The following is a 21029-nucleotide window of genomic DNA, read 5'->3' on the forward strand; positions in this document are numbered from 1 at the left end:
AATGCCAAAAAGAGTTTTAATTGTAGATGATGCAATTTTTATGAGAATGAAATTAAAGGATATATTGGAAAAGGGTGGATTTGAGGTAGTTGCTGAATCCCAAAATGGTATGGAAGCTATTGAAAAATACAAATCAGAAAGACCGGATTTAGTAACTATGGATATTACAATGCCTGAAATGGATGGAGTTGCTGCATTGAAGGAAATAATGGCTATAGATCCTAATGCCAAAGTCATTATGTGCAGTGCTATGGGACAACAATCAATGGTCATGGAAGCTATACAATCCGGAGCTTTGGATTTTATAGTAAAACCATTTGACAATGAGAGGGTAATCAAGTCTATAAATAAAGTTATTGGATAATGGAGTTGAAGATAATGCAAATTATTGTATTTACATTAGGTGATAAATATTATGCACTTGATACACACAATGTAAAGGAAATAAGTGTCAATATGGATTCTTCATACATACCTAAAGCCCCGAATTGGGTGGAAGGGTTGTTAAATTTAAGAGGAAATGTAATTCCGCTAATAAATTTATTCAAACTTTTAGACCTAGATGGGAGATTATGTTATAATAATGTTATTATTGTAGAATTCAATCAAGATGACATGGGACTTATGGTATCAGACGTTATAAAAGTAGTAGATATTTCAGAAGAAGATATACAGGATTCATCAATTATATTGTTGGATGGTAAAATTATAAATTTGCTAGATATTGAAAGATTAATTTCTGAAAAATGAGGGATTTAATTTGAAACAGGTTTTAACACAACAAGAAATAGATTCACTTTTAAGTGCACTAAATTCTGGGGAATTAGACCCTGATGCCCTTAAAGAGGAAGAAGAAAAGAATAAGGTCAGAACTTATGACTTTCGTAGACCAATTAAACTTTCAAAAGAATATATAAATACCCTATATATGATATTTGAAAATTTTTCTAAATTGGCAGGTAATCTTATGTCTACGCAAGTGCGTACCAATGTAAGCATGAAGATAGGTGCAGTTGAACAGATTAGCTTTGACGAGTTTATTCGCTCTATTCCAAATCCAACATTAATGGGCATATTTCGCTCGAAACCATTAAGCGGGATACAATTATTGGAGATAAATCCTAATTTTTGTGAGCAGATTATTGAATTGATGTGTGGAGGCATTGAAAGCGATTATAGTAAGAGAATAAGAAAAAAAGATAAGTTTACAGATATAGAATTAAGCATATTAGAAGAATTACTTCTAAATATATTAAAGTCCTATGAAGCAGCGTGGAGCGAAATTATTGAAATAGATACAAGCATAGATGGGATTGAAACAAATCCGCAAATGATTCAAAATCTATCACCAAATGAGCCGGTTATTCTGGCAAGCTTTACAGTAGAAATTTTTAAGGAAAAAAGCTTTATAAATCTTTGCATACCATATATTTCAATTGAAAATATAATGGATAAATTAAGCTTTAAAAATTGGTTTGATTTTGAAAAGGAATCAGTAGAAGAAAACAAGGAGATAATATCTGAGAGGCTTATGTCTTCAGAAGTAAATCTAGAGGTTTCACTAGGCAAATCCTCTATTACAGTAAGTGATTTTTTACAACTTGAAAAAGGTGATATATTACAGTTGGATATGGATATTAATGCCCCCTTAAGAATGTATGTTGAGGACAAGCTTCATTTCTTAGTTAAACCAGGGGTATATAATGATAAATTAGCAGTGGAAGTTTTACAATACATAGAGGGGGATGTGGAGAATGAATAATAATTTTTTATCCCAAGATGAAATAGATGCTCTGTTATCAAAAAAGGCCGACGTAAATGACGATGATTTAACCGATGAAAAGAAAGATATTATTGGAGAAGTTGGAAACATATCCATGTCTACAGCTGCTACAACATTGTCATCTATATTGGGCAGACAAGTGCTTATAACCACCCCGAGAGTATCATCAGCACTGTTTGCACAGATAATACAAGAATGTAAAAAACCAAAGGTAGTCTCAACTGTACGCTTTAAAAATGGATTGAAAGGGGACAATCTTTTGATGATGGATGTGTCTGATGCTACTATTATTGCAGATTTGATGATGGGTGGAGATGGCAGTGGCGGCAGTGAATCAGATAAAACATTGTCTGAACTGGAGTTAAGTGCGGTAGGTGAAGCAATGAATCAGATGATAGGTTCCGCATCCACAGCAATGGCAACAATGCTTGGGAAACAGGTTGATATTTTACCTCCTAATGTGGAACTGTGGGATAGCAATTATACTATCGATTGTAACAACTTTGAATATGAAAAAACAATTTGTAAAATATCATTTGATTTAACGGTAGAGGGCTTGATACAAAGTGAAATCATGCAAATATATACCATGGAGGCGGTAGAAGAGATAGTAAATATAATGCTAAATGGAGAAGAAAGCCAAGAAGAAAATGAAGTCACGGTAGAATCCCAACCTGAAGTGGAAGTAAGAGAGAATTCGAGAGAAGAGAGAAGAGCGGAAAAGGTGAGTGTTCAAAAACCTATTTTCCAGGACTTAAATCCGCCACAAACGGAAAAGGCAGCTCCTAGAAATTTAGATTTAATAATGGACGTCCCATTGGAATTCAGTGTAGTTTTAGGTAAAACTAAAAAAACAATAAAAGATGTGCTTTCCTTTAGCAACGGCTCCGTAGTGGAACTTAACAAGCTAGCAGTAGATCCGTTGGGAATATATGTAAATGGGAAGTTAATCGCTCAGGGAGAAGTAGTAGTTATTAACGAAAACTTTGGCATACGCATCACAAATATACTAAGCCAAGAACAACGCGTACAAAATTTAAAATAAGGTAGAAAGGTGGGAAACCACCTTTTTTGTCATATCTCCTCTTTTAATCCCCCAAAGCTTGATTCCAGTAACCCTTAGCTTTTAGCTCTTCAATATCTTAAAACTAGAGATTCTTCGATAGTTAAGTTAATCTTGCCCGTCTGAGGACGACCCAAGGGTCGATTGTGAATTGAATTGTTTATTGACAGTAAAATCACTGCTGTGTCATCCTGAGTCGGGCAGTATAATCATTACTTTCGAAGGATCTCTCTTTTAATCCTCAACAGCTCGAGCCCAGCAATTCTTAGCGCTTACCTCTTCACTTTTCTTTTAATTGTGAATTGTTATTATTGTTATTAATTGCTATTAATAAATTCTATATCTTCTCCGATATATATACAAAGGTTTCAAGGAGGTATTGTTATGAAAATAAACAAGATTTATACTCAAATTATAAATAAAAATGTATATAATTCAAAAGATGAAAGAACGGATAAAATCCATACCAAGAGCAAACCATATGTAAATGTTGAGATTTCTAAAACTGCTAAAGAATTGGCGATAAAAATGGAGCAATTAGAGGACGAAAACATAAGTGAAAGAGTAGAAGCGATTAGAAAATCAATACTGGATGGGACTTATAAAGTATCTTCAGAAGATATAGCAGATAAAATTTTAACTACTATAGATAATGAGAAAGGAAATATAAAATAATGACTCAATTTAAAGATTTATGTAATCATTTAAATTCTCTGCTAAAATTGCTCGAAGAGGAAGAAGAAGCGCTAATACACAATGATGTATCAAAAATTTCAGAATTGGTCGAGAAGAAAAACGAGTATGTTGAGGTTCTATCACAATATAGTTTGAGTCAAAATGATGTAATTCCGACAGCAGAGGAGAAATCTCAGCTTGTAAAACTCGTAGAAGAGATAAATTCCATCCAAGAAACTAATCTTTTATTAACAAAGCAATCACTAAGCTATCAGAATTCCCTATTGGAAGCAATATCTAAAAATATTCAAAATACGTCAAATACTTACTCAGCAAAAGGCGATTATCAAAAATCAAACAACATTGGTCTTATAGACCAAGAAGTTTAGGAGGTAAATATGTCCGGTATATTTAGTACATTTAACATCGCAAACAAAGGCTTGCAAGCTGCGCAAACAGCATTGCAAACAGTTAGCCACAATATTTCAAATGCAAACACAGAAGGATTTTCAAGACAAAGAGTAGACTTAAAAGCAGATTTGGCCTTTAATTTTGCCGGGGTTGGACAGCTTGGAACAGGCGTCAAAATGGAGTCGATTGTTCGTCTTGTTGATGACTATGTAAGCAAACAAATTAGGCAAGAAAACTCTACACTAAATAGATATGATACGAAATCAGAAACCTTGAGTCAGCTTGAAATTATATTCAATGAGCCTTCAGATACAGGACTGAATTTTAATTTAGCTGAGATGTTTACAGCATGGCAAGAATTGAGTAAAAACCCTGAAGGGGCTAATTTTAAGACAATAGTCGTAGAAAAATCAAATACCTTAACAGACACGATAAATCATATGATAACTCAACTAAATTCTTTGGAAGAACAGACAAGATTTGAAGTGGGAAAGACTGTAGATGATTTTAACTCCATCATCACTCAATTAGAGACCCTCAATCAACAAATATACAATATTTCTGCCAAAGGGCATCTTCCAAATGATTTGATGGATCAGAGGGATTTGATGCTTAAGAGACTATCATCCATAGCGGATTTTAAAGTTGAATTTGATAAATTTAATAGGGCTATAGTTAAAATAGAAGGTAGGGAGGTATTGGGACCGGATGCAGATTTTCAATTAAAAACAGATGAAAATATGATGCCAATTCTTGTAAAAGAAGATAATACAGAAACAATTAAGGCAGAAGATTTCTTAAAATCGGGGAAACTTAAAGGCTATATGGAGGCAATTGATGATATAAAGGCAAGGAGAAGTGAATTTAATGAATTTGCTAAAAATCTTGCTCAAGTCATTAATGAAGTACATGAAGCGGGAGAAAACGAGATACCTTTCTTTGTGTTTGATGAAAATAATCCGGCAAGTACCATCAAGGTGAATGATGAAATTTTAAAGAATAATAATTTGGTAAATACCAAAATGGCTGGTGGCTCGGAGGGAGACGGCTCCTTAGCTTTGGAGATAGCACGATTGAGGAATAAGAAACTTGAAAGCACTAATGCAACAATTGAAGGAACATATAGAGATATAGTAATCAAAGTTGGGATTTCGAAGGAACATGCAGACAATATGGTGTCAAATCAAGAAGTCTTATTAAATCAGTTGGTACTTCGCAGGGAGTCTACCTCAGGAGTATCAATAAACGAAGAAGTAACAAATCTAATCCAATTTCAAAAGTCATTTGAAGCAAATGCAAAGGTGATATCGGTACTTACTGAAATGTTGGATACTTTAATAAATAGGACAGGGGTGTAGGATATGAGGATTACAAATAGTACATTAACAACCAATTATCTAAGGAATCTTTCTATAAACTTAAAACAAATGCAAAAGTATCAAAATCAATTAGCCTCAGGGAAAGAGGTATCCAAGCCCTCTGACAACCCAATACTATTGTCGAAGATTATGGATTTAAACAACAACATCATACAAAACAAACAATATAAATCAAATATAAAAGATACTTTAGGATGGGTGGAGACACAAGATACTGCACTGAAGGGAGTCACATCGACTTTACATAGATTAAAAGATTTGGTAATCTACGGAGCCAATGGATCGTTGTCCGATACGGATAGAGCTGCTATACAAGATGAGATAAAAATGCAGGCTGAACAGCTTAAAGATATATTAAATACAAATTTTGATGGAAGGTATATATTTGGCGGGCAAAAGACTACTGAGCCACCGTTTGAGATTAATGAAGATGGGGTTTTAATATATAAAGGCGACAATAACAATATAATAAGAGAAATATCTCAAGGTGTTACCGTAGATATAATGACAGATGGTAGTAGGATAGTAAATGCAGATATTGATGATGAAAATAAGGATTTAGGTGTATTGATTGATAAGATCACAAAAGCTATGGAGAGCGGAAACACTGAAGAACTCTCAAATGGATTTCTCGCTGATATTGACAAGCATTTAGACAATGTTTTGAGAGTGCGTTCCGGTGTGGGAGCTGTAAACAACAGGTTGGAAGCTGCTCAATCAAGGAATGAAACTGAGAATCTAAATCTTACAAGTCTATTATCTGAAAAGGAAGATATAGATATAGCAGAAAAATATATGGAATATATGGTAATGTCAACAGTCTATATAGCATCCCTATCGGTAGGAGCTAATATCCTTCAACCAAGCTTATTGGATTTCTTGAGATAGAAATTGTGAATTAAGGAAAATCGAAAGGACGAAATTCTATGTTAATTCAAACCAAATACCTAGGAGAAATAAAAATAACCCAAGATGAAATCATTACATTTCCATATGGGTTATTGGGTTTTGAAGACTATCATGATTTTATAATATTGGATGTCCCCGGGAATAGCCATTTTAAATTTCTTCAGGATATAAATCATAGTTATTTGACATTTCTGCTTATAAATCCTTGGGATTTTTTTACGGGTTATGAAATAGATATTCCGGATGAAAATTTGGCTAAAATAGGTATAGATCCAAAAGCAGATGGGGAATTGGAAGTCTACAATATTGTAACCATGGGATCATCCTTTAATGAAAGTACAGCAAATCTTTTGGCCCCAATAATTGTAAATCCGACTGATAAAAAGGGGAAGCAATTTATCTTGAATGACTCTATATATACAACAAAGCATAAACTATTCCCAGAAGGGATAGGTGAGTAGTGATATGCTTATATTAAATAGAAAAATAGGAGAAGGCATAATTCTAGGGGATAATATAGAAATTAAGATATTAGATATTCAAGATGGGAAGATTAAGATAGGCATTGAGGCTCCAAAGGATATTCCTATCTTAAGAAAAGAAGTATATGATGCTGTAATAGAAGAAAATCAAAAATCAATAGAATCCGAATTTGATATATCGGTGTTATTTAATAAAGAATAGGTTGTCCGTATGAACAACCTATTTTAAAATTCTATAAATCACTTGTGTATTGTATTATCATTCGTAGGGGCGGATGACCCTATCCGCCCCGCTAGGATATTCTCTTTTAAGACTCCAAATTACTGCTTGCGTCATTCTCGACCGTAGTGAAGAATCTCATCTTTTAAGACCCAAAAGTCTGACCCTAGCAACTCTTCACTTTTCTTTCGATTGTGAATTGTGCATTGTGAACTGTGAATTGGAAACATATTCTCTGTCCATCCTCAATATATGCTGTTCAATCCAATCAACAATAAATTGTATTATGGATGCCAAATATTCTTCTTGATTTTCATCCACCTTTTCCAAATCAATTTCATTTACCTGTTTTATAAAATCATTATGAACCATCTTATGGGAAAACAATTTTTTATAACCGATTTCCATCATATATTTTTCTTCTGTTTCAAAATGAAATGTTGCATATCTTTTCAATTCTTCTATCAATTTAACAACCTTATCATATTTATCAATGTAAAATTCATTTTTCAATAGATCGTAGGCATCTCCGGCAATGCAAAACAATTCTTTATGTTGTTCATCTATGATATCAATGCCAAGTAGATACTTATTACTCCATTTTATCATAATCATAAACCTCCTGATCAAAATTTGAACTTATTCACATCTGCTTTCAATTTGTCAGTACTTTCCCTTGCTTTTTCAACTTGAATCTGGACCTCATTTGAATTGATGCTAGCTCCGGATACTCTGTTGGCTATTTCAGATGATCCCTCTGCACCTTCACTTGAGGCTATGGCGACTCCGTCAATTGCAGTAAGTACATCTTGTATAGAAGTCAATAGTTCTTCGGATGTAGAACTAAAATCGGAAACCAATCCATCCACATATTTTGCATATTTACTATATTGCTCAGCTACATTCATCATAGTATTATAATCGCTTTCAACATCCTCAGATATAAATGCCAATAAATTGTTAGAACAATTGGTTAAATTTTTTACCGAAGTAGTTACTTTAGATGTAGTGTTTTGAATTTTCAACACTGTTTCCTTCGATTGTTCAGCCAGTTTTCGTATCTCGTCTGCTACTACGGAGAATCCTCTACCGGCTTCTCCTGCTCTGGCAGCTTCTATAGCAGCATTTAAAGCAAGTAAATTAGTTTGTTCTGCTATCTTCATTATTGAATCTGATAAGATATTGATTTGTTCTACTACCTTTGATTCATTGATAGCTATCTCAAGAGGTTCTTTAGTGTTTTTTAATATTTCAAAGGCCTTTTCAAGAGAAGCATTTACGTTCTCCTTTGTGCCCTCAGCGCTTTCATTGATCGCATTTGCAGCTATTGATCCATTTTGAGATTTAAGGGCGATTGCTTGAGCAGCTTTTTGAATTTCCAGGGAAGTCGCTGTCATTTCCTCTGATGAAGCTGCAGTCTCTTCCATGCTTGCAGCCACTTCTTCGGTAGTTGCCGATATATCCTGTAAATCACTGTTTAGCAAATTTACATTTGATTTCACATTCTCAACTTTATTTTCTATTTCGATCGTTTCGCTTTTTATACTTACTACCAGTCCCTTTAAGGAGTTTTTCATGGTATTTATACCATTTGTTATGATACCTAACTCATCTTTTCTTGCTAAATCTCTCTCATCCATTTCTTGTGTAAAGTCTCCGTCTGCAATTAACTTTAGATACTCTGAGGATCTTTTGATTGGGTCTGTCAACTTTTTCGTAAAGTAATTGGTGAGGGCTATTGTCAGTGACAATGTTATAATAGCAAGGATTCCAACCAGTTTTACCGATTTCCATAAGATTTCATTTGAACTGCCAATATAATCATTATATGAATTATTTTTTATTAAGTAAAACATGGTGGATCCAAATATTAATAGGGTAATAAATGTGGTTGATATGGCTATGGCTAAAATCTTTGCTCTTAAACTGTTAAATACTTTATTCATAAAAATTCCTCCTTATTTTTTAAAATTCATGCCATTAAAAACATTTTCATACAAATGAAAATTTATTTAAGATTGAACTGGTTTATCCCCCTAAACTCATATTATCGGCAGAAAAAAGAATAAATTAAGCCCAAATATAGGATCATACAAACGCATGCAGAGTAGATATTTGTCTGGAAATGGTTTATCAAAGCATTATTTGAATGATGAAATTTGTAAAATTTTGTTTTAAAATCTAAATATATATAATTTATAGCCGACAATAGATATAAAGGTATATAATAAGATAAAGTCAACGATTCCATTAATATAGAAATAGGAAAAGTAGATAAGAATGATAAGAATAAAATAGAAAGCGAGGCCATTAACCAAATGATTACAGAATTAGTAAATGATACAATCCTATCATCTTATGATTATATAAAAAATGCAATTCCACTTATTACAAAACTATCAGATGAATTTTATCAACTACCTGATAATAATTCTTGGAAACAGTTAACGAATTTATTTGAAGGAATTCAATGGATTATTCAGACATTAACGCAAATAGATTCCATCAATGATTTAAATAGTATTATAAATTATGAAAAATGGAACGAATATGTACAAGCCGTATCACAACTTAATGAATTTATACCGGAGCTTGAAAATTCGATAATAAATAAAGACAATATTCTTATAGGAGATTTATTGTTATACGAAATAGTACCAACATTTGAAAATATGCTTGATAAACTGCAACTTCTAAAGCCCAAGGCGGTGAAAGAAGATGTTAATTGATAATATAGTGTTTCTAAAGGAAAATAGTCCGATTCTCTATGAAGAACTTAAGAAATCAGAAGAAAATACCAATGAATCAAAGGTAATTTTAGAGGATACTAAAACTAGTGATAAAACACTTAAAATCGAAAAAGATAATAGTATGATTTATCTACATAGTAAATACAACCCTCTGAGAGAGGCAGAATCCATAATAGACAATTTGGGGGAAAGAGAAAATATAGATGAAGATACATATGTAATCTTTTATGGGATAGGTCTTGGATATCATATTAATGTCTTTGCCGGCAGATACCCTGATGTTGAGTTTTCAATATATGAACCTTCCATTGAAGTTTTTTGCCATTTTTTGGAATACAATAATCTAAAAAGTAATTCATATAGAAAATTGGACTTAGTTCAATGTGAATATAATCCTAAAATTATGGAAGATTTTTTTAAAACCATTATAAAGAAAATAGATAAAAAAATTATAATCATAGACTTGCCAAGCTATAGCAGTGCTTTCAAAGAAAATCATGAAATATTTTTCAAAAGGTTTAAAGAAGTGTTAACAAATGAAAGAAAATCTTTACATACAGATTATGCATTTCAAAAAAGATGGATAATAAATAGCATGAAAAATTTAAAAGAAGTATTATCCACTCCAAATATAATACTTGAAAAGAAAGGTGAATTTAAAGGCAAAACTGCTGTATTAGTAGCAGCAGGTCCATCGCTTAATGATGAGATCGAGAATATTAGATATATTAAAGATAATGGATTGGCTTATATATTCAGTGTAGGTTCAGCTGTTAATACGCTTATATATAATAATATATATCCTGATGCTGCATGTACCTATGATCCGGCAGCTTTTAATCAAAATGTATTTAAAACAATAAAAGATAAAAATATTTGTAATGTTCCAATGATATTTGGTTCATCAGTAGGGTATGAGACTTTGGAAAATTATCCCGGGGAAAAATATCATATGATAACAAGTCAAGATACAGTAGCAGGCTATTTTTTAAAAAATGAAACTGGAGGGGCTATAAGTATAATTCAGGATGCTCCGTCTATAGCGGTGGTTACACTTCAATTGCTGTATACCTTAGGATTTGATAATATATTGTTAGTAGGTCAAAATCTGGGATATAGAGGTAAAGAACGTTATTCAGAAGGGATTTCCTATAATAAGGAGCTCACTGATGATGAAATATCAAATGGCTTATGGGTAAAAGACGTATATGGAAATGAAATATTGACAAATGAAGGGTTTAATTCCATGAGACATCAAATGGAAATCTATATAAAAATCCTGCCGAATATTAACGTAATTAATACTACAAAAGGTGGAGCTCAAATAGAAGGAACGGAATTTAAGGAATTAAAAGATGTTATAGAAACAGTTTTAGACAAAAAAACAGTAGATAAAAATTGGCTAAATGGAAATAAGACAAGCTATGATAAAGAATATATGGAGTTTCAAGCCAAAAGTATGGATAAATCCTATGAAAAAGCTTTGAAGATCAATAAGGAATACAAGCTAATATTAACTAAAATTGAAAAGGCAATAAACAATAGGAATTATACTCAAACTGAAAATCTATATATAAAATTGGATAAGGAATTAAGAAGAATAGAAAACAATGATTTTTATAAAACGTTCATATTACCAATGAATAGAGTTCAGTATAAAGTGCTGGCTAATAGCATAGATAGCTTAAATGAAGAAAAAAATCCATATGAAAAGGGAAAAAGAATAGTGAATAGCTTTAGAGGATTCATTGGTATATGTACTGCTGATATAGAAATGATAAAACCTATATATGATGAAATGAAGAAATACATTAATGAATTTTAGTGGATGGAGTGTAATACTATGTTGGATAATAAATCAATTTTAATTACTGGTGGTACAGGATCATTTGGAAAGAAATTTATTGAGATGATATTTGCTAAATATGATCCTTCAAGAGTAATTATATATTCAAGAGATGAATTCAAACAAGATGCCGTTAAGAAATTATTTTCAACTAAATTAACAAAAGAACAGCAATCAAAACTTAGATTTTTTATTGGTGATGTCAGAGACAAGGATAGGCTATATAGAGCGTTTAAAGGTGTTGACTATGTGATACATGCTGCAGCAATGAAACAGGTTCCGGCTTGTGAATATAATCCGTTTGAAGCTATAAAGACTAATATATATGGGGCGCAAAATATAGTTGATGCTGCATTGGATTGCGGAGTTAAGAAAGTAGTAGCCTTATCAACTGATAAAGCTGTTAATCCGATTAACCTTTATGGAGGAACAAAGTTAGTTTCTGATAAATTATTTATATCTGCAAATGCATATTCTGGTGGAAAAGGAGCGGTGTTCTCGGTAGTTAGATATGGTAATGTAGCAGGCAGCAGAGGCTCAGTCATTCCTTTTTTTCAGGAATTAATTAATCGCGGTGAAAAGGAATTGCCAATAACAGATATTAGAATGACTAGGTTTTGGATAACCTTGGAAGAAGGGGTAGAGCTGGTTTTCAAAGCTTTGAGCGAATCTAAAGGTGGGGAAACATATATATCCAAGATACCTTCTTTCAAAATAGTGGATCTAGCTAAGGCTATGTTACCAAACTGTATTATAAAAGAAGTGGGAATTCGTGAAGGTGAAAAATTGCATGAGGTTATGGTTCCAAAAGACGAATCAAGAATGACTTTTGAGTATGGCAAACATTATATAATATACCCTCATTTTGATTGGTGGAAATCTGAAAACTTCTTAAATGGGGGCAAGCCTATTGATGAGAATTTTGAATATAATTCCGGAACTAACGATGAATGGTTGAGTGTGGAGGAATTGAGGGAAAAACTAAAAGGATTTAAGTAATTTAACGTATATTAATATTTGATAGAAATCATATAATCAAAAGGAGATGATTATGTGCCAAAAGTTGTTGCAATTATACAAGCAAGAATGGGTTCTTCAAGATTGCATGGTAAGGTTATGAAAGATTTGTTTGGAAAACCGGTTCTTAGTCATGATATAGAAAGGATAAAACAAGCTTCTGCAATAGATGAAATTGTGGTTGCTACTACACTATCTGATGAAGATGATATAATTGTCCGACAAGCATTTAAGGATGGAGTTAAAATATATAGGGGAAGTGAGAATAATGTTTTAAGTAGGTATTATCAAGCAGGTATGGAATTTTCCGCTGATGTTGTAGTCAGGATTACTTCTGATTGTCCTTTAATTGATCCCAATATAGCTGATGAAGTAATTAATTTTTATTTGAATAATGATTATGATTTAGTAACTAATGCAGGTTTATATGTAGAAAATAGAACATATCCAAGAGGTCTTGATTTGGAGGTATTTTCCATAAAATCTTTAAAAGAAGCTTACGAAAATGCTAAAAAAGATTATCAATTAGAACATGTAACGCCATATATTTATGAGAATAGCGATAAGATATTTTACTATAAAAACAGTAAAGATGAGTCAAAGCATAGATGGACACTTGATACAGAGGAAGATTTTGAACTTATTAAAGCTATTTATGGTGATTTATATAAAGGAGTTCATAACTTTTATCTGGATGATATATTAAATTTGTTTAATAAAAAGCCGGAATTATTTTATATAAATAGTCATATAGAGCAAAAAAAGTAGGCGAATAAGTATAGCGTTATTGTAGAATAATTTTTGTGGAGGGCTAATGTAATGAATAAGGTATTAATTACTGGTTCTAATGGAATGTTAGGGAAAGCTCTTGTAGAAATCTTTTCAAAAGATAGATCTTTTAGTTTATTTGGTATAAATAGATCAGCATCTAATAAACAATTCATAGATAATTATACTTGTGATTTAACTGATCTAAAAATACTAAGAAGCATATTAGATGAAATAAAACCGGATATTATTATACATTGTGCAGCAAATGTAAACTTGGAATATTGTGAAAGAGAAAAGAAATATGCATATCAATTGAATGCAAAATCATCGGAAATACTTGCTTCCTATAATTCAGATGTGACAAAATTTATTTATATTTCTACTGATTCAGTATTTGATGGGATAGTAGGGGATTACACAGAAGGATCTGAGACAAATCCATTAAATTATTATGCTTTCACCAAACTAGAAGGTGAAAAACTTATTACTCAAAGTAATCCTAATGCAATTATAATTAGAACCAATATTTATGGATTTCACACTGAAACAGGTAATTCATTAGTTGAATGGGGACTAAAAAACCTTATTGCTGGAAGGGGAATAACTGGATTTTATGATGTGATTTTCAATCCTGTTTATACTAAACAACTTGCTGAGGTTTGCTATGAGTTAATAATATCTAATTACAAAGGATTAGTTAATGTTGGCAGTTATAAAAACATAAGTAAGTATGACTTTTTAATAAAGTTAGCTGATTATTTCAAACTAGATTCAAATTTAGTCAAAAAAGGTTCAATTGACAATATGATGAATTTTAAGGTTAAAAGGTCAAAAAATACTACCCTTAATACACAATATATTAAAGAATTAGTGAATGTAGATTTAAGTATTGATACCGGATTTAAGGAATTGGTTAAAGATTATTACAATAAATAGATTAATTTATTAGAGGTGAATTATGAGTGTTATAAAAATAGGAAATAGATTTGTTGGGGAAGGTAAGAAACCGTATTTTATAGCTGATTTAGCTGCAAATCATGATGGAGATTTGAAAAGAGCATTTATGCTTATAGAGTTAGCAAAGAAATCTGGTGCTGATGCAGCTAAGTTTCAAAATTTTAAAGCTCCAAAAATTGTTAGCAAAAAAGGATTTAGTAATATGGGGAATATGAATTCACATCAATCATCATGGGATAAATCAGTTTATGAAGTGTATAAAGATGCAAGTATACCAGAAGATTGGACATGCAAATTAAAACAAAAATGCGATGAAGTTGGCATAGAATATATGACTAGTCCATATGATTTTGAATCAGTTGATTTAGTAAGCCCTTACGTAAATGCATATAAAATAGGATCAGGAGATATTACTTGGCTTGAAATAATAAATTATATTGCAAGTAAAAATAAACCAGTTTTGCTTGCAACTGGTGCATCGGATATAGAAGATGTAGAAAGGGCAGTTAAAACAATATATCATAAAAATAAAAATCTGGTTTTAATGCAATGCAATACTAATTATACTGCTTCTGCAGAAAATTTTAAATATATTAACTTAAATGTATTAAAAACATATAAAGAGTTATTTCCTAATATTATTTTAGGATTATCTGATCATACTTTAGGTCATGCTACGGTTTTAGGTGCAATAGCTTTAGGTGCTAAGGTAATTGAAAAACATTTCACTGATGATAATGGAAGAATAGGACCGGATCATAAGTTTTCGATGAATCCTGTTTCATGGAGAGAAATGGTAGACAGATCTATGGAATTATATTATGCGCTAGGGGATGGGAACAAAAAAATTGAAGATAATGAAAAAGAAACATCAATAATACAGAGACGTGCTCTTTTTTTGACAAGAGATATTGCTAAGGGATCTATTATATATAAAGAGGACTTATTTCCGGTTAGACCGATAAAAGAAGATGGAATCCCACCATATAAAATTGATGAAATAGTAGGAAAAAAGGTTAATAGGGACTTAAAGAAAGATGATTATATTAAATGGGGAGATCTTGTGAATGATTAGTGGGGATAAGGTTTATCTTACAGCTGTAGAGAGAGAGGATTTACCTATACTTAGAAAATGGAGAAATAAAGAGGAGTTCAGGAAATATTTTAGGGAATATAGGGAAATAAGCTCTGAAATGCAAAATAATTGGTTTGATTCCAAGGTTCTAAATGACCCGAATACTATTATGTTTTCAATTAGAGATATTATAACTGATGAGTTGTTGGGTTGTTGTGGACTCTGCTATATAAATTGGGTTCATAGATATGCTGATTTATCACTATATATAGGATTTGAAGATTCATATATAGATGAAAATGGAATTGCAGAAGAAAGCTGTAAACTATTATTTAAATATGGATTTAATGAATTGGGATTAAATAAGATATGGACAGAAATCTATGAGTTTGATATAAAAAAGAAAAAATTATACGACACTATGAATTTTAAACTAGATGGAGTTCTTAGAGAAAATTATTTTTATGATGGAAGATGGTGGAACTCATTTGTTTTATCTTTATTAGAAAAAGACTACCTTAAAATTAAAAGTAATTGAAAAAATATCTTTCAAAATCCTATTAAACTTTACTCCAACTCTCCGATAAATATAACAAGAAGCAAATATCGCGATGTTTCTTAAAAAAAGGCAAGGAAGCCAAACGAAAATTCAAGGAGGAATAATAAATGAGAATTAACCAAAATATCTCAGCAATGAATACTTATTCAAGATTAACAGCAGCAAATAGTGCAAAGAGCAATTCTTTAGCAAAACTATCATCAGGTTTAAGGATCAACAAAGCAGGAGATGACGCAGCAGGATTAGCAATATCAGAAAAAATGAGAGGTCAGATTGGCGGACTTAAACAAGCAGTTAGAAATGCACAGGACGGTATCTCTTTAATCCAAACAGCAGAAGGTGCTTTAACAGAAACTCATTCAATGCTTCAAAGAATGAGAGATTTAGCAGTACAGGCTTCAAATACAGGAACTAATACAGCAGAAGATACAAAACAAATACAAGCTGAATTTGATCAATTGGCTAAAGAAATTACAAGAGTAGCAACTGATACAGAATTCAATACAAAGTCTCTGTTTGGATATGATAAGGAATCAGGTAAATTTGAAGAAGCATCATTCACATTCCAAATAGGTGCTAATGATAAGCAAACTATGAGTGTAAGTATAGAAGGTATGGATTCAGTAAAATTAGAGGTAGGTTATGTATTAACTTCAGGAGATGTAGGTAGTGGAGGAGATTATGAAGGACGTGGAGTAGAGGGAGATGTAGTAGGTATTAATTTACTTGATGCTAGCGGCAATGTTACTGACGGTATTTTGGGGAAAATTGATAAAGCAATAGAAACAGTTTCTTCCCAAAGAGCATCATTAGGTGCTGCACAAAACAGATTAGACCATACTATCAACAACTTAACGGCTACTTCAGAAAACCTAAGTGCTGCTGAATCAAGAATCAGAGACGTTGATATGGCAGAAGAAATGGTGGAATTCACAAAGAATAACATCCTAAGCCAAGCAGCTACATCAATGCTTGCTCAAGCTAACCAAATGCCACAATCAGTATTACAATTATTACAATAATAGTAAAAAATAAGCCGACCGGTTTCGGTCGGCTTTATTTAAAATAGTCCTATTAAAATATCATGGGGTGATTATTATGATATATATAACTAGACCTGTGAACGAGACCCAAAGAAGAGTACCTAAGACCGCTGACAAGGTATTGGAAAACAATTTACAAGGAAAAGGACCCAAGGAGCAAGTTTTAAATCAGCAGGAAATCCAAAAAGTAAAATATGATCTACAAAGAGATGAACTGCAAAGAGCAATTGAACAGACAAATCAAATGATATTTAAAGATGACAATAGATTTGAGTTTAAGATACATGAGCGAACCGGGCGTATAATGGTAAAGCTTGTAAACAATGAGACAAATGAAATCGTAAAAGAAATCCCACCGGAAAAGATATTGGATTTAGTAGCCAGTATTTGGGACTTAGTGGGGATTTTGGTAGATGAAAGGGGATAAAAAATGGCAGGGATTAGCTTTATAGGCTCTTATTCAGGAATAGATCAAGCTACTATCGATAAGCTAATGGAGGTAGAAAAACTGCCTTTAGTTCAATTATCAAATAAAAAGACAGATATAACAGCAAAGCAAAATGCCTGGAAGGATGTAAATACCAGATTGAATTCTCTTTTCGAGAAGCTAAAGGCACTACAAAATCCAAAGACATTTAATTCGATGAAGGCTAAATTATCAAATGATGAAATTATTAGTGCAACTGTTTCTAAGGATGCAGTAGCAGGAACATATAAAATAAATGTTTCTCAATTAGCTACTAATACTAGTTATATTTCAGAGAAAATATCATTAGAAAATGGAGATATCACCAAGGCATTGGGAATTACCACTGGTAAATTTACTATAACAAATGCTGATGGGGACTCAAGAGATATAAATGTTGAAGACAGTGATAGTTTAAAAGCTATAGTCGGAAAGATAAATGAAGCAGCAAAGGATACGAAGGGTGAAGATGGAGAGACCGTTAAAGGCACGGGAATTAATGCTACAATTATAGATGGGAAATTGATTTTAACTGACAGCAAAACCGGTAAAAGAAATATAACTTTAAATGATGATGGTAATGGAACATTAGCTAGTTTAGGTTTAAATGAAGCAGCAAGAGATGAAAAAATCGGAGTTAATGCCCAATTAAAGATTAACGATATTGATATTGAAAGCGACTCCAACACAGTAACTGATGCAGTCCTTGGTCTAACTATCAATCTAAATCAAGAAGGGGAATCAACTGTTACTGTAGCTACCGATACAGAAAAGTTAACTAAGGCTATACAGGATTTTGTAGATCAGTATAATTCGACTATGAGCTTCATAGAGACACAATCGGCAGCCGGAACTGTTACGAAAGGCTCTGACGGCTCTTACACTACAGAAGGAAGAGGAGCTCTGGCAGGGGATAGCAGTTTGCGAAGCCTTCATTCATCTCTTAGAAAGATGGTTACAGATACTCTTGGAGGGAACAAAGGAACAACAATAAATGATATTTCTATACTTGGGGTAACAACCAAAGATAAATCCGGTGTGTTAAGTTTTGATTCTTCAAAGCTTTTAGAAGAATTTTCAAAGGATTCACAAAATGTAATGAACTTTTTTACTAACAAAGTCGATGGTGAAGATGTAGGGTTCATTGCAAAACTGAATATAAAGATAGACTCCTATATATCATCTAATGATGGACTTATAAAAACCAAAAATAAAAGTTTGGAAAGAACTTTGGATGATTTAAACAAGCAAATAGACCGTTTCAATGACCGCATGATAAGAAAAGAAGAGTATTACACAAAGAAGTTTGCTGCTCTTGATACAGCGATGATGAAAGCCGAAAGTCAGTTGGATTGGCTGCAAGGGCAAATAGATGCTATGAATGGAGCTAAGAAGAAATAACGGAGGGAAGTAAAATGATGAATTACGCATATGCTAACAACGCTTACAAGACAAATCAGGTCATGACTGCTCCAAAGAAGAAACTTCTCATAATGTTATATGATGGAGCAATAAAAAATCTTAAGTTAGCTGAATTAGCCTTACCTAAAAAGGAAATCGAAAATGTAAATCTATATCTTACTAAGACTCAAGATATAATATTTGAATTGATGTCTACATTAAATTTTGAAGCGGGTGGGGATATAGCAAATAATCTATATCAATTATATGATTATATGATAGATAGACTTATTCGCGCAAATATAGATAAGGACATAGAAGTAGTAAAAGAAGTTAGAAAATACTTGGAAGAGTTGAGGGATACATGGGAACGGATATAGATGTTCAAAAAATATTTAGGGCTAAAAATCAGATTTTAGATAAAATACTTGATAATCTTAGGTTATGGGATGGGAAAGTAGCTACAGGAATAGATCTGATTGAGACAAATCAAGCGTTTTTTAATGAAATAGAAGTATTAAATGAGAAGTTAGCAAGCGAAAATTTGACTTCCATCTATGATGAAAAATATGAGTATAAGTTAAATCTAATCATAAACGGGCAAAAAAAACTTATTGAAACTTTAAAAGATAGACAAGAAGATTTAAAAGACAGCATGGAACAGCTAAAAAAGAAGGATAAGGTTGTTAATAGTTATATAAAAACCGATAAGGAACCGATTTTTATAAATAAGAAATTGTAAATGGTAGAATTTATTTTGTCGACAAAAAATGATATAAATGACGTAAAAACAATAAAATAAGTGAAAATAAAAAGCGTTATGGAAAAATTTGACGCTTTTTTTATGTTTTTGTTGTAAAATATTGGATTATATGGTAATATAATTTCAATAACAAGATAAAAACCTCGACACACGAGCTTTTCATAAGTTAAGGGCAAACTTATCGAAAGATAAGGACGCAAAACTATAGGGCCTACCCCATGGAATGGTAGCCAGTTACCTAGACGAAAGGTTTTTTTGCGTGATTTTTTGTAAAGGAGGAGTTACATATGAGTGATTATAGTTATGATTTGATAAAAAAGGGACTAGATATGTCCGCACTTAGGCAGAGAGTTATTTCAAGCAACATTGCCAATATAAACACTCCTGATTATAAGGTGAATAAAGTCGAATTTGAGGATATATTAGCAAAGGTAAGGAATGACAAGATTGTGCCTGAACCTGTGGTCAAAAAGAGGACAGGCACTCGGTTCAATGAAAATGGGAACAATGTAGATTTGGATTTGGAGATGACAGAATTGGCAGCTAATGAGATATATTATACGGTTTTAGTGTATCAGCTGAATTCTAAGCTTTCTGATTTGAACTATGTAATAAATAAATAGATAACTATTTCACAATTCACAATTCACAATTTACAATTCACTGTTCACTATTTAAGAGGGAGGTGTTAATGTGTCAGTTTTTTCTTCAATGCAAATAAATGCAAGCGGACTCTCATTGGAGAGGTTAAAGATGGATACTATCTCGACGAATATAGCCAATATCAATACCACAAGAACTGAAGAAGGCGGTCCGTATCAAAGAAAGGAGGTAGTATTCGAAGAAAATTTAAAAGCCGTTAAAAATAAATTAAACGGATCATACGAAAACAAAAGTATGGGAGTCAAAGTAACCGGAATTATTGATGATAATGAAGATTTAAAGGTAGTATATGATCCTTCACATCCGGATGCAGATGAAGACGGATATGTGTTTTTTCCAAATGTAAATTTAGTAGATGAAATAATTAATTTAATAAAAGTTCAAAGGACGTATGAGGCAAATGTTACGGCATTAAATACAAGTAAAACAATATTAAAAAGGGCATTAGAGATTTCTAAATAATAAGGCTAAAAAAGGGGGATACATATGGATATTTCAAGAGTTAATTTAATAAATGAAGCTATCTCAACTGTAAATAGTTCAAGGACAAATACTCCAAAAGAGCCTGAGTTTTCTTTTAAAGAAATGGTCAACAACGAAATAAACAAATTAAATGATAAGAAAATTCAAGCAGACGAACTTGTGGAAGATTTTATTCAGGGTGACGTTGAAGATTTGCATACTGTATTGATTGCATCTGACGAAGCTAGTCTGGCTTTAGAACTTGCGGTACAAGTAAGAAATAGACTTGTAGAAGCATACAAAGAGATAAACAATATGCAAATTTAAGTATAGA

At 32.2% G+C, this 21029-nt stretch carries 27 protein-coding genes and 1 riboswitch; of the genes, 25 read left to right on the forward strand and 2 right to left on the reverse strand.

The window, feature by feature from the left end; genetic code table 11:
- Position 1: 1 nt before the first annotated feature.
- The 10 genes from H8707_RS08680 (at position 2) to csrA (ending at position 6904) form a co-directional block, all read left to right on the forward strand.
- Positions 2–364: a response regulator gene (locus tag H8707_RS08680; RefSeq protein WP_262429747.1), complete on the forward strand. Its 363-nt coding sequence runs from the start codon at positions 2–4 to the stop codon at positions 362–364.
- A gap of 14 nt (positions 365–378) precedes the next feature.
- A complete protein-coding gene (locus H8707_RS08685; protein WP_262429748.1) occupies positions 379–750 on the forward strand; it encodes a chemotaxis protein CheW in 372 nt (123 codons plus the stop codon).
- Between the two features lie 10 nt (positions 751–760).
- Complete coding sequence (gene fliM, locus H8707_RS08690) at positions 761–1762, forward strand: flagellar motor switch protein FliM (RefSeq protein ID WP_262429749.1); 1002 nt, start codon at positions 761–763, stop codon at positions 1760–1762.
- Positions 1755–2828 carry a flagellar motor switch phosphatase FliY gene (gene fliY, locus H8707_RS08695; protein ID WP_262429750.1) on the forward strand — a complete coding sequence of 358 codons (1074 nt, stop codon included), beginning with the start codon at positions 1755–1757 and terminating at the stop codon, positions 2826–2828. Before fliM ends, fliY begins: the two co-directional genes overlap by 8 nt.
- Before the next feature lie 402 nt (positions 2829–3230).
- The gene (gene flgM / locus H8707_RS08700; RefSeq protein ID WP_262429751.1) at positions 3231–3521 is read left to right on the forward strand and encodes a flagellar biosynthesis anti-sigma factor FlgM; all 291 of its coding nucleotides are present in this window, start codon (positions 3231–3233) and stop codon (positions 3519–3521) included.
- Positions 3521–3910 (forward strand): flagellar export chaperone FlgN, encoded by a 390-nt coding sequence (flgN, locus tag H8707_RS08705; protein ID WP_262429752.1) that lies wholly within the window; start codon positions 3521–3523, stop codon positions 3908–3910. Before flgM ends, flgN begins: the two co-directional genes overlap by 1 nt.
- A 9-nt stretch (positions 3911–3919) precedes the next feature.
- Positions 3920–5290, forward strand: a complete 1371-nt coding sequence (gene flgK, locus H8707_RS08710) for a flagellar hook-associated protein FlgK (protein ID WP_262429753.1) — start codon at positions 3920–3922, stop codon at positions 5288–5290.
- Positions 5291–5293: 3 nt separating this feature from the next.
- On the forward strand, positions 5294–6199 hold the full coding sequence (gene flgL / locus H8707_RS08715; protein ID WP_262429754.1) for a flagellar hook-associated protein FlgL: 906 nt from the start codon (positions 5294–5296) through the stop codon (positions 6197–6199).
- A gap of 38 nt (positions 6200–6237) precedes the next feature.
- Entirely contained in the window at positions 6238–6681 is a 444-nt protein-coding gene (fliW, locus tag H8707_RS08720; RefSeq protein WP_262429755.1) for a flagellar assembly protein FliW, read from the forward strand.
- A 4-nt stretch (positions 6682–6685) separates the two neighbouring features.
- Complete coding sequence (gene csrA, locus H8707_RS08725; protein WP_262429756.1) at positions 6686–6904, forward strand: carbon storage regulator CsrA; 219 nt, start codon at positions 6686–6688, stop codon at positions 6902–6904.
- A gap of 195 nt (positions 6905–7099) precedes the next feature.
- Here csrA and H8707_RS08730 read toward each other — a convergent pair whose 3' ends face one another.
- Both H8707_RS08730 and H8707_RS08735 read right to left on the reverse strand, forming a co-directional pair.
- Positions 7100–7531 carry a bacteriohemerythrin gene (locus H8707_RS08730; protein WP_262429757.1) on the reverse strand — a complete coding sequence of 144 codons (432 nt, stop codon included), beginning with the start codon at positions 7529–7531 and terminating at the stop codon, positions 7100–7102.
- 17 nt (positions 7532–7548) lie between these two features.
- A complete protein-coding gene (locus H8707_RS08735; protein WP_262429758.1) occupies positions 7549–8868 on the reverse strand; it encodes a methyl-accepting chemotaxis protein in 1320 nt (439 codons plus the stop codon).
- A gap of 372 nt (positions 8869–9240) precedes the next feature.
- Here H8707_RS08735 and H8707_RS08740 point away from each other — a divergent pair, with 372 nt between their 5' ends.
- The 15 genes from H8707_RS08740 to fliE all read left to right on the forward strand — a co-directional run bounded on the left by H8707_RS08740 (position 9241) and on the right by fliE (position 21022).
- A complete protein-coding gene (locus tag H8707_RS08740; protein ID WP_262429759.1) occupies positions 9241–9651 on the forward strand; it encodes a hypothetical protein in 411 nt (136 codons plus the stop codon).
- Entirely contained in the window at positions 9641–11497 is a 1857-nt protein-coding gene (locus tag H8707_RS08745) for a motility associated factor glycosyltransferase family protein (RefSeq protein WP_262429760.1), read from the forward strand. The genes H8707_RS08740 and H8707_RS08745 overlap by 11 nt, the downstream gene beginning before the upstream one ends.
- An 18-nt stretch (positions 11498–11515) precedes the next feature.
- Positions 11516–12517, forward strand: a complete 1002-nt coding sequence (pseB, locus tag H8707_RS08750; RefSeq protein ID WP_262429761.1) for a UDP-N-acetylglucosamine 4,6-dehydratase (inverting) — start codon at positions 11516–11518, stop codon at positions 12515–12517.
- A 54-nt stretch (positions 12518–12571) separates the two neighbouring features.
- Positions 12572–13303, forward strand: a complete 732-nt coding sequence (locus H8707_RS08755; RefSeq protein ID WP_262429762.1) for a glycosyltransferase family protein — start codon at positions 12572–12574, stop codon at positions 13301–13303.
- Positions 13304–13354: 51 nt separating this feature from the next.
- A complete protein-coding gene (locus H8707_RS08760) occupies positions 13355–14242 on the forward strand; it encodes an SDR family oxidoreductase (protein ID WP_262429763.1) in 888 nt (295 codons plus the stop codon).
- A gap of 22 nt (positions 14243–14264) precedes the next feature.
- Positions 14265–15338, forward strand: a complete 1074-nt coding sequence (locus H8707_RS08765) for an N-acetylneuraminate synthase family protein (RefSeq protein WP_262429764.1) — start codon at positions 14265–14267, stop codon at positions 15336–15338.
- A complete protein-coding gene (locus H8707_RS08770; protein ID WP_262429765.1) occupies positions 15331–15876 on the forward strand; it encodes a GNAT family N-acetyltransferase in 546 nt (181 codons plus the stop codon). Before H8707_RS08765 ends, H8707_RS08770 begins: the two co-directional genes overlap by 8 nt.
- Before the next feature lie 128 nt (positions 15877–16004).
- On the forward strand, positions 16005–16919 hold the full coding sequence (gene hag, locus H8707_RS08775) for a flagellin Hag (protein ID WP_262429766.1): 915 nt from the start codon (positions 16005–16007) through the stop codon (positions 16917–16919).
- 76 nt (positions 16920–16995) lie between these two features.
- Entirely contained in the window at positions 16996–17367 is a 372-nt protein-coding gene (locus tag H8707_RS08780; protein WP_262429767.1) for a flagellar protein FlaG, read from the forward strand.
- Positions 17368–17370: 3 nt separating this feature from the next.
- Positions 17371–18807 carry a flagellar filament capping protein FliD gene (gene fliD / locus H8707_RS08785; RefSeq protein ID WP_262429768.1) on the forward strand — a complete coding sequence of 479 codons (1437 nt, stop codon included), beginning with the start codon at positions 17371–17373 and terminating at the stop codon, positions 18805–18807.
- 14 nt (positions 18808–18821) lie between these two features.
- Positions 18822–19187, forward strand: coding sequence for a flagellar export chaperone FliS (gene fliS / locus H8707_RS08790; RefSeq protein WP_262429769.1), 366 nt, complete (start codon positions 18822–18824; stop codon positions 19185–19187).
- On the forward strand, positions 19172–19549 hold the full coding sequence (locus H8707_RS08795; protein WP_262429770.1) for a hypothetical protein: 378 nt from the start codon (positions 19172–19174) through the stop codon (positions 19547–19549). The genes fliS and H8707_RS08795 overlap by 16 nt, the downstream gene beginning before the upstream one ends.
- Before the next feature lie 182 nt (positions 19550–19731).
- Positions 19732–19812: riboswitch (cyclic di-GMP riboswitch) on the forward strand.
- A gap of 45 nt (positions 19813–19857) precedes the next feature.
- A complete protein-coding gene (locus H8707_RS08800; protein WP_262429771.1) occupies positions 19858–20193 on the forward strand; it encodes a flagellar basal body rod protein FlgB in 336 nt (111 codons plus the stop codon).
- Between the two features lie 70 nt (positions 20194–20263).
- On the forward strand, positions 20264–20695 hold the full coding sequence (flgC, locus tag H8707_RS08805; protein WP_262429772.1) for a flagellar basal body rod protein FlgC: 432 nt from the start codon (positions 20264–20266) through the stop codon (positions 20693–20695).
- Between the two features lie 24 nt (positions 20696–20719).
- The gene (gene fliE, locus H8707_RS08810) at positions 20720–21022 is read left to right on the forward strand and encodes a flagellar hook-basal body complex protein FliE (RefSeq protein ID WP_262429773.1); all 303 of its coding nucleotides are present in this window, start codon (positions 20720–20722) and stop codon (positions 21020–21022) included.
- Positions 21023–21029: the final 7 nt, after the last annotated feature.

Origin of the sequence: Paratissierella segnis (assembly GCF_014385195.1) — a bacterium.
In the GTDB taxonomy this organism is placed as follows: domain Bacteria; phylum Bacillota; class Clostridia; order Tissierellales; family Tissierellaceae; genus Paratissierella; species Paratissierella segnis.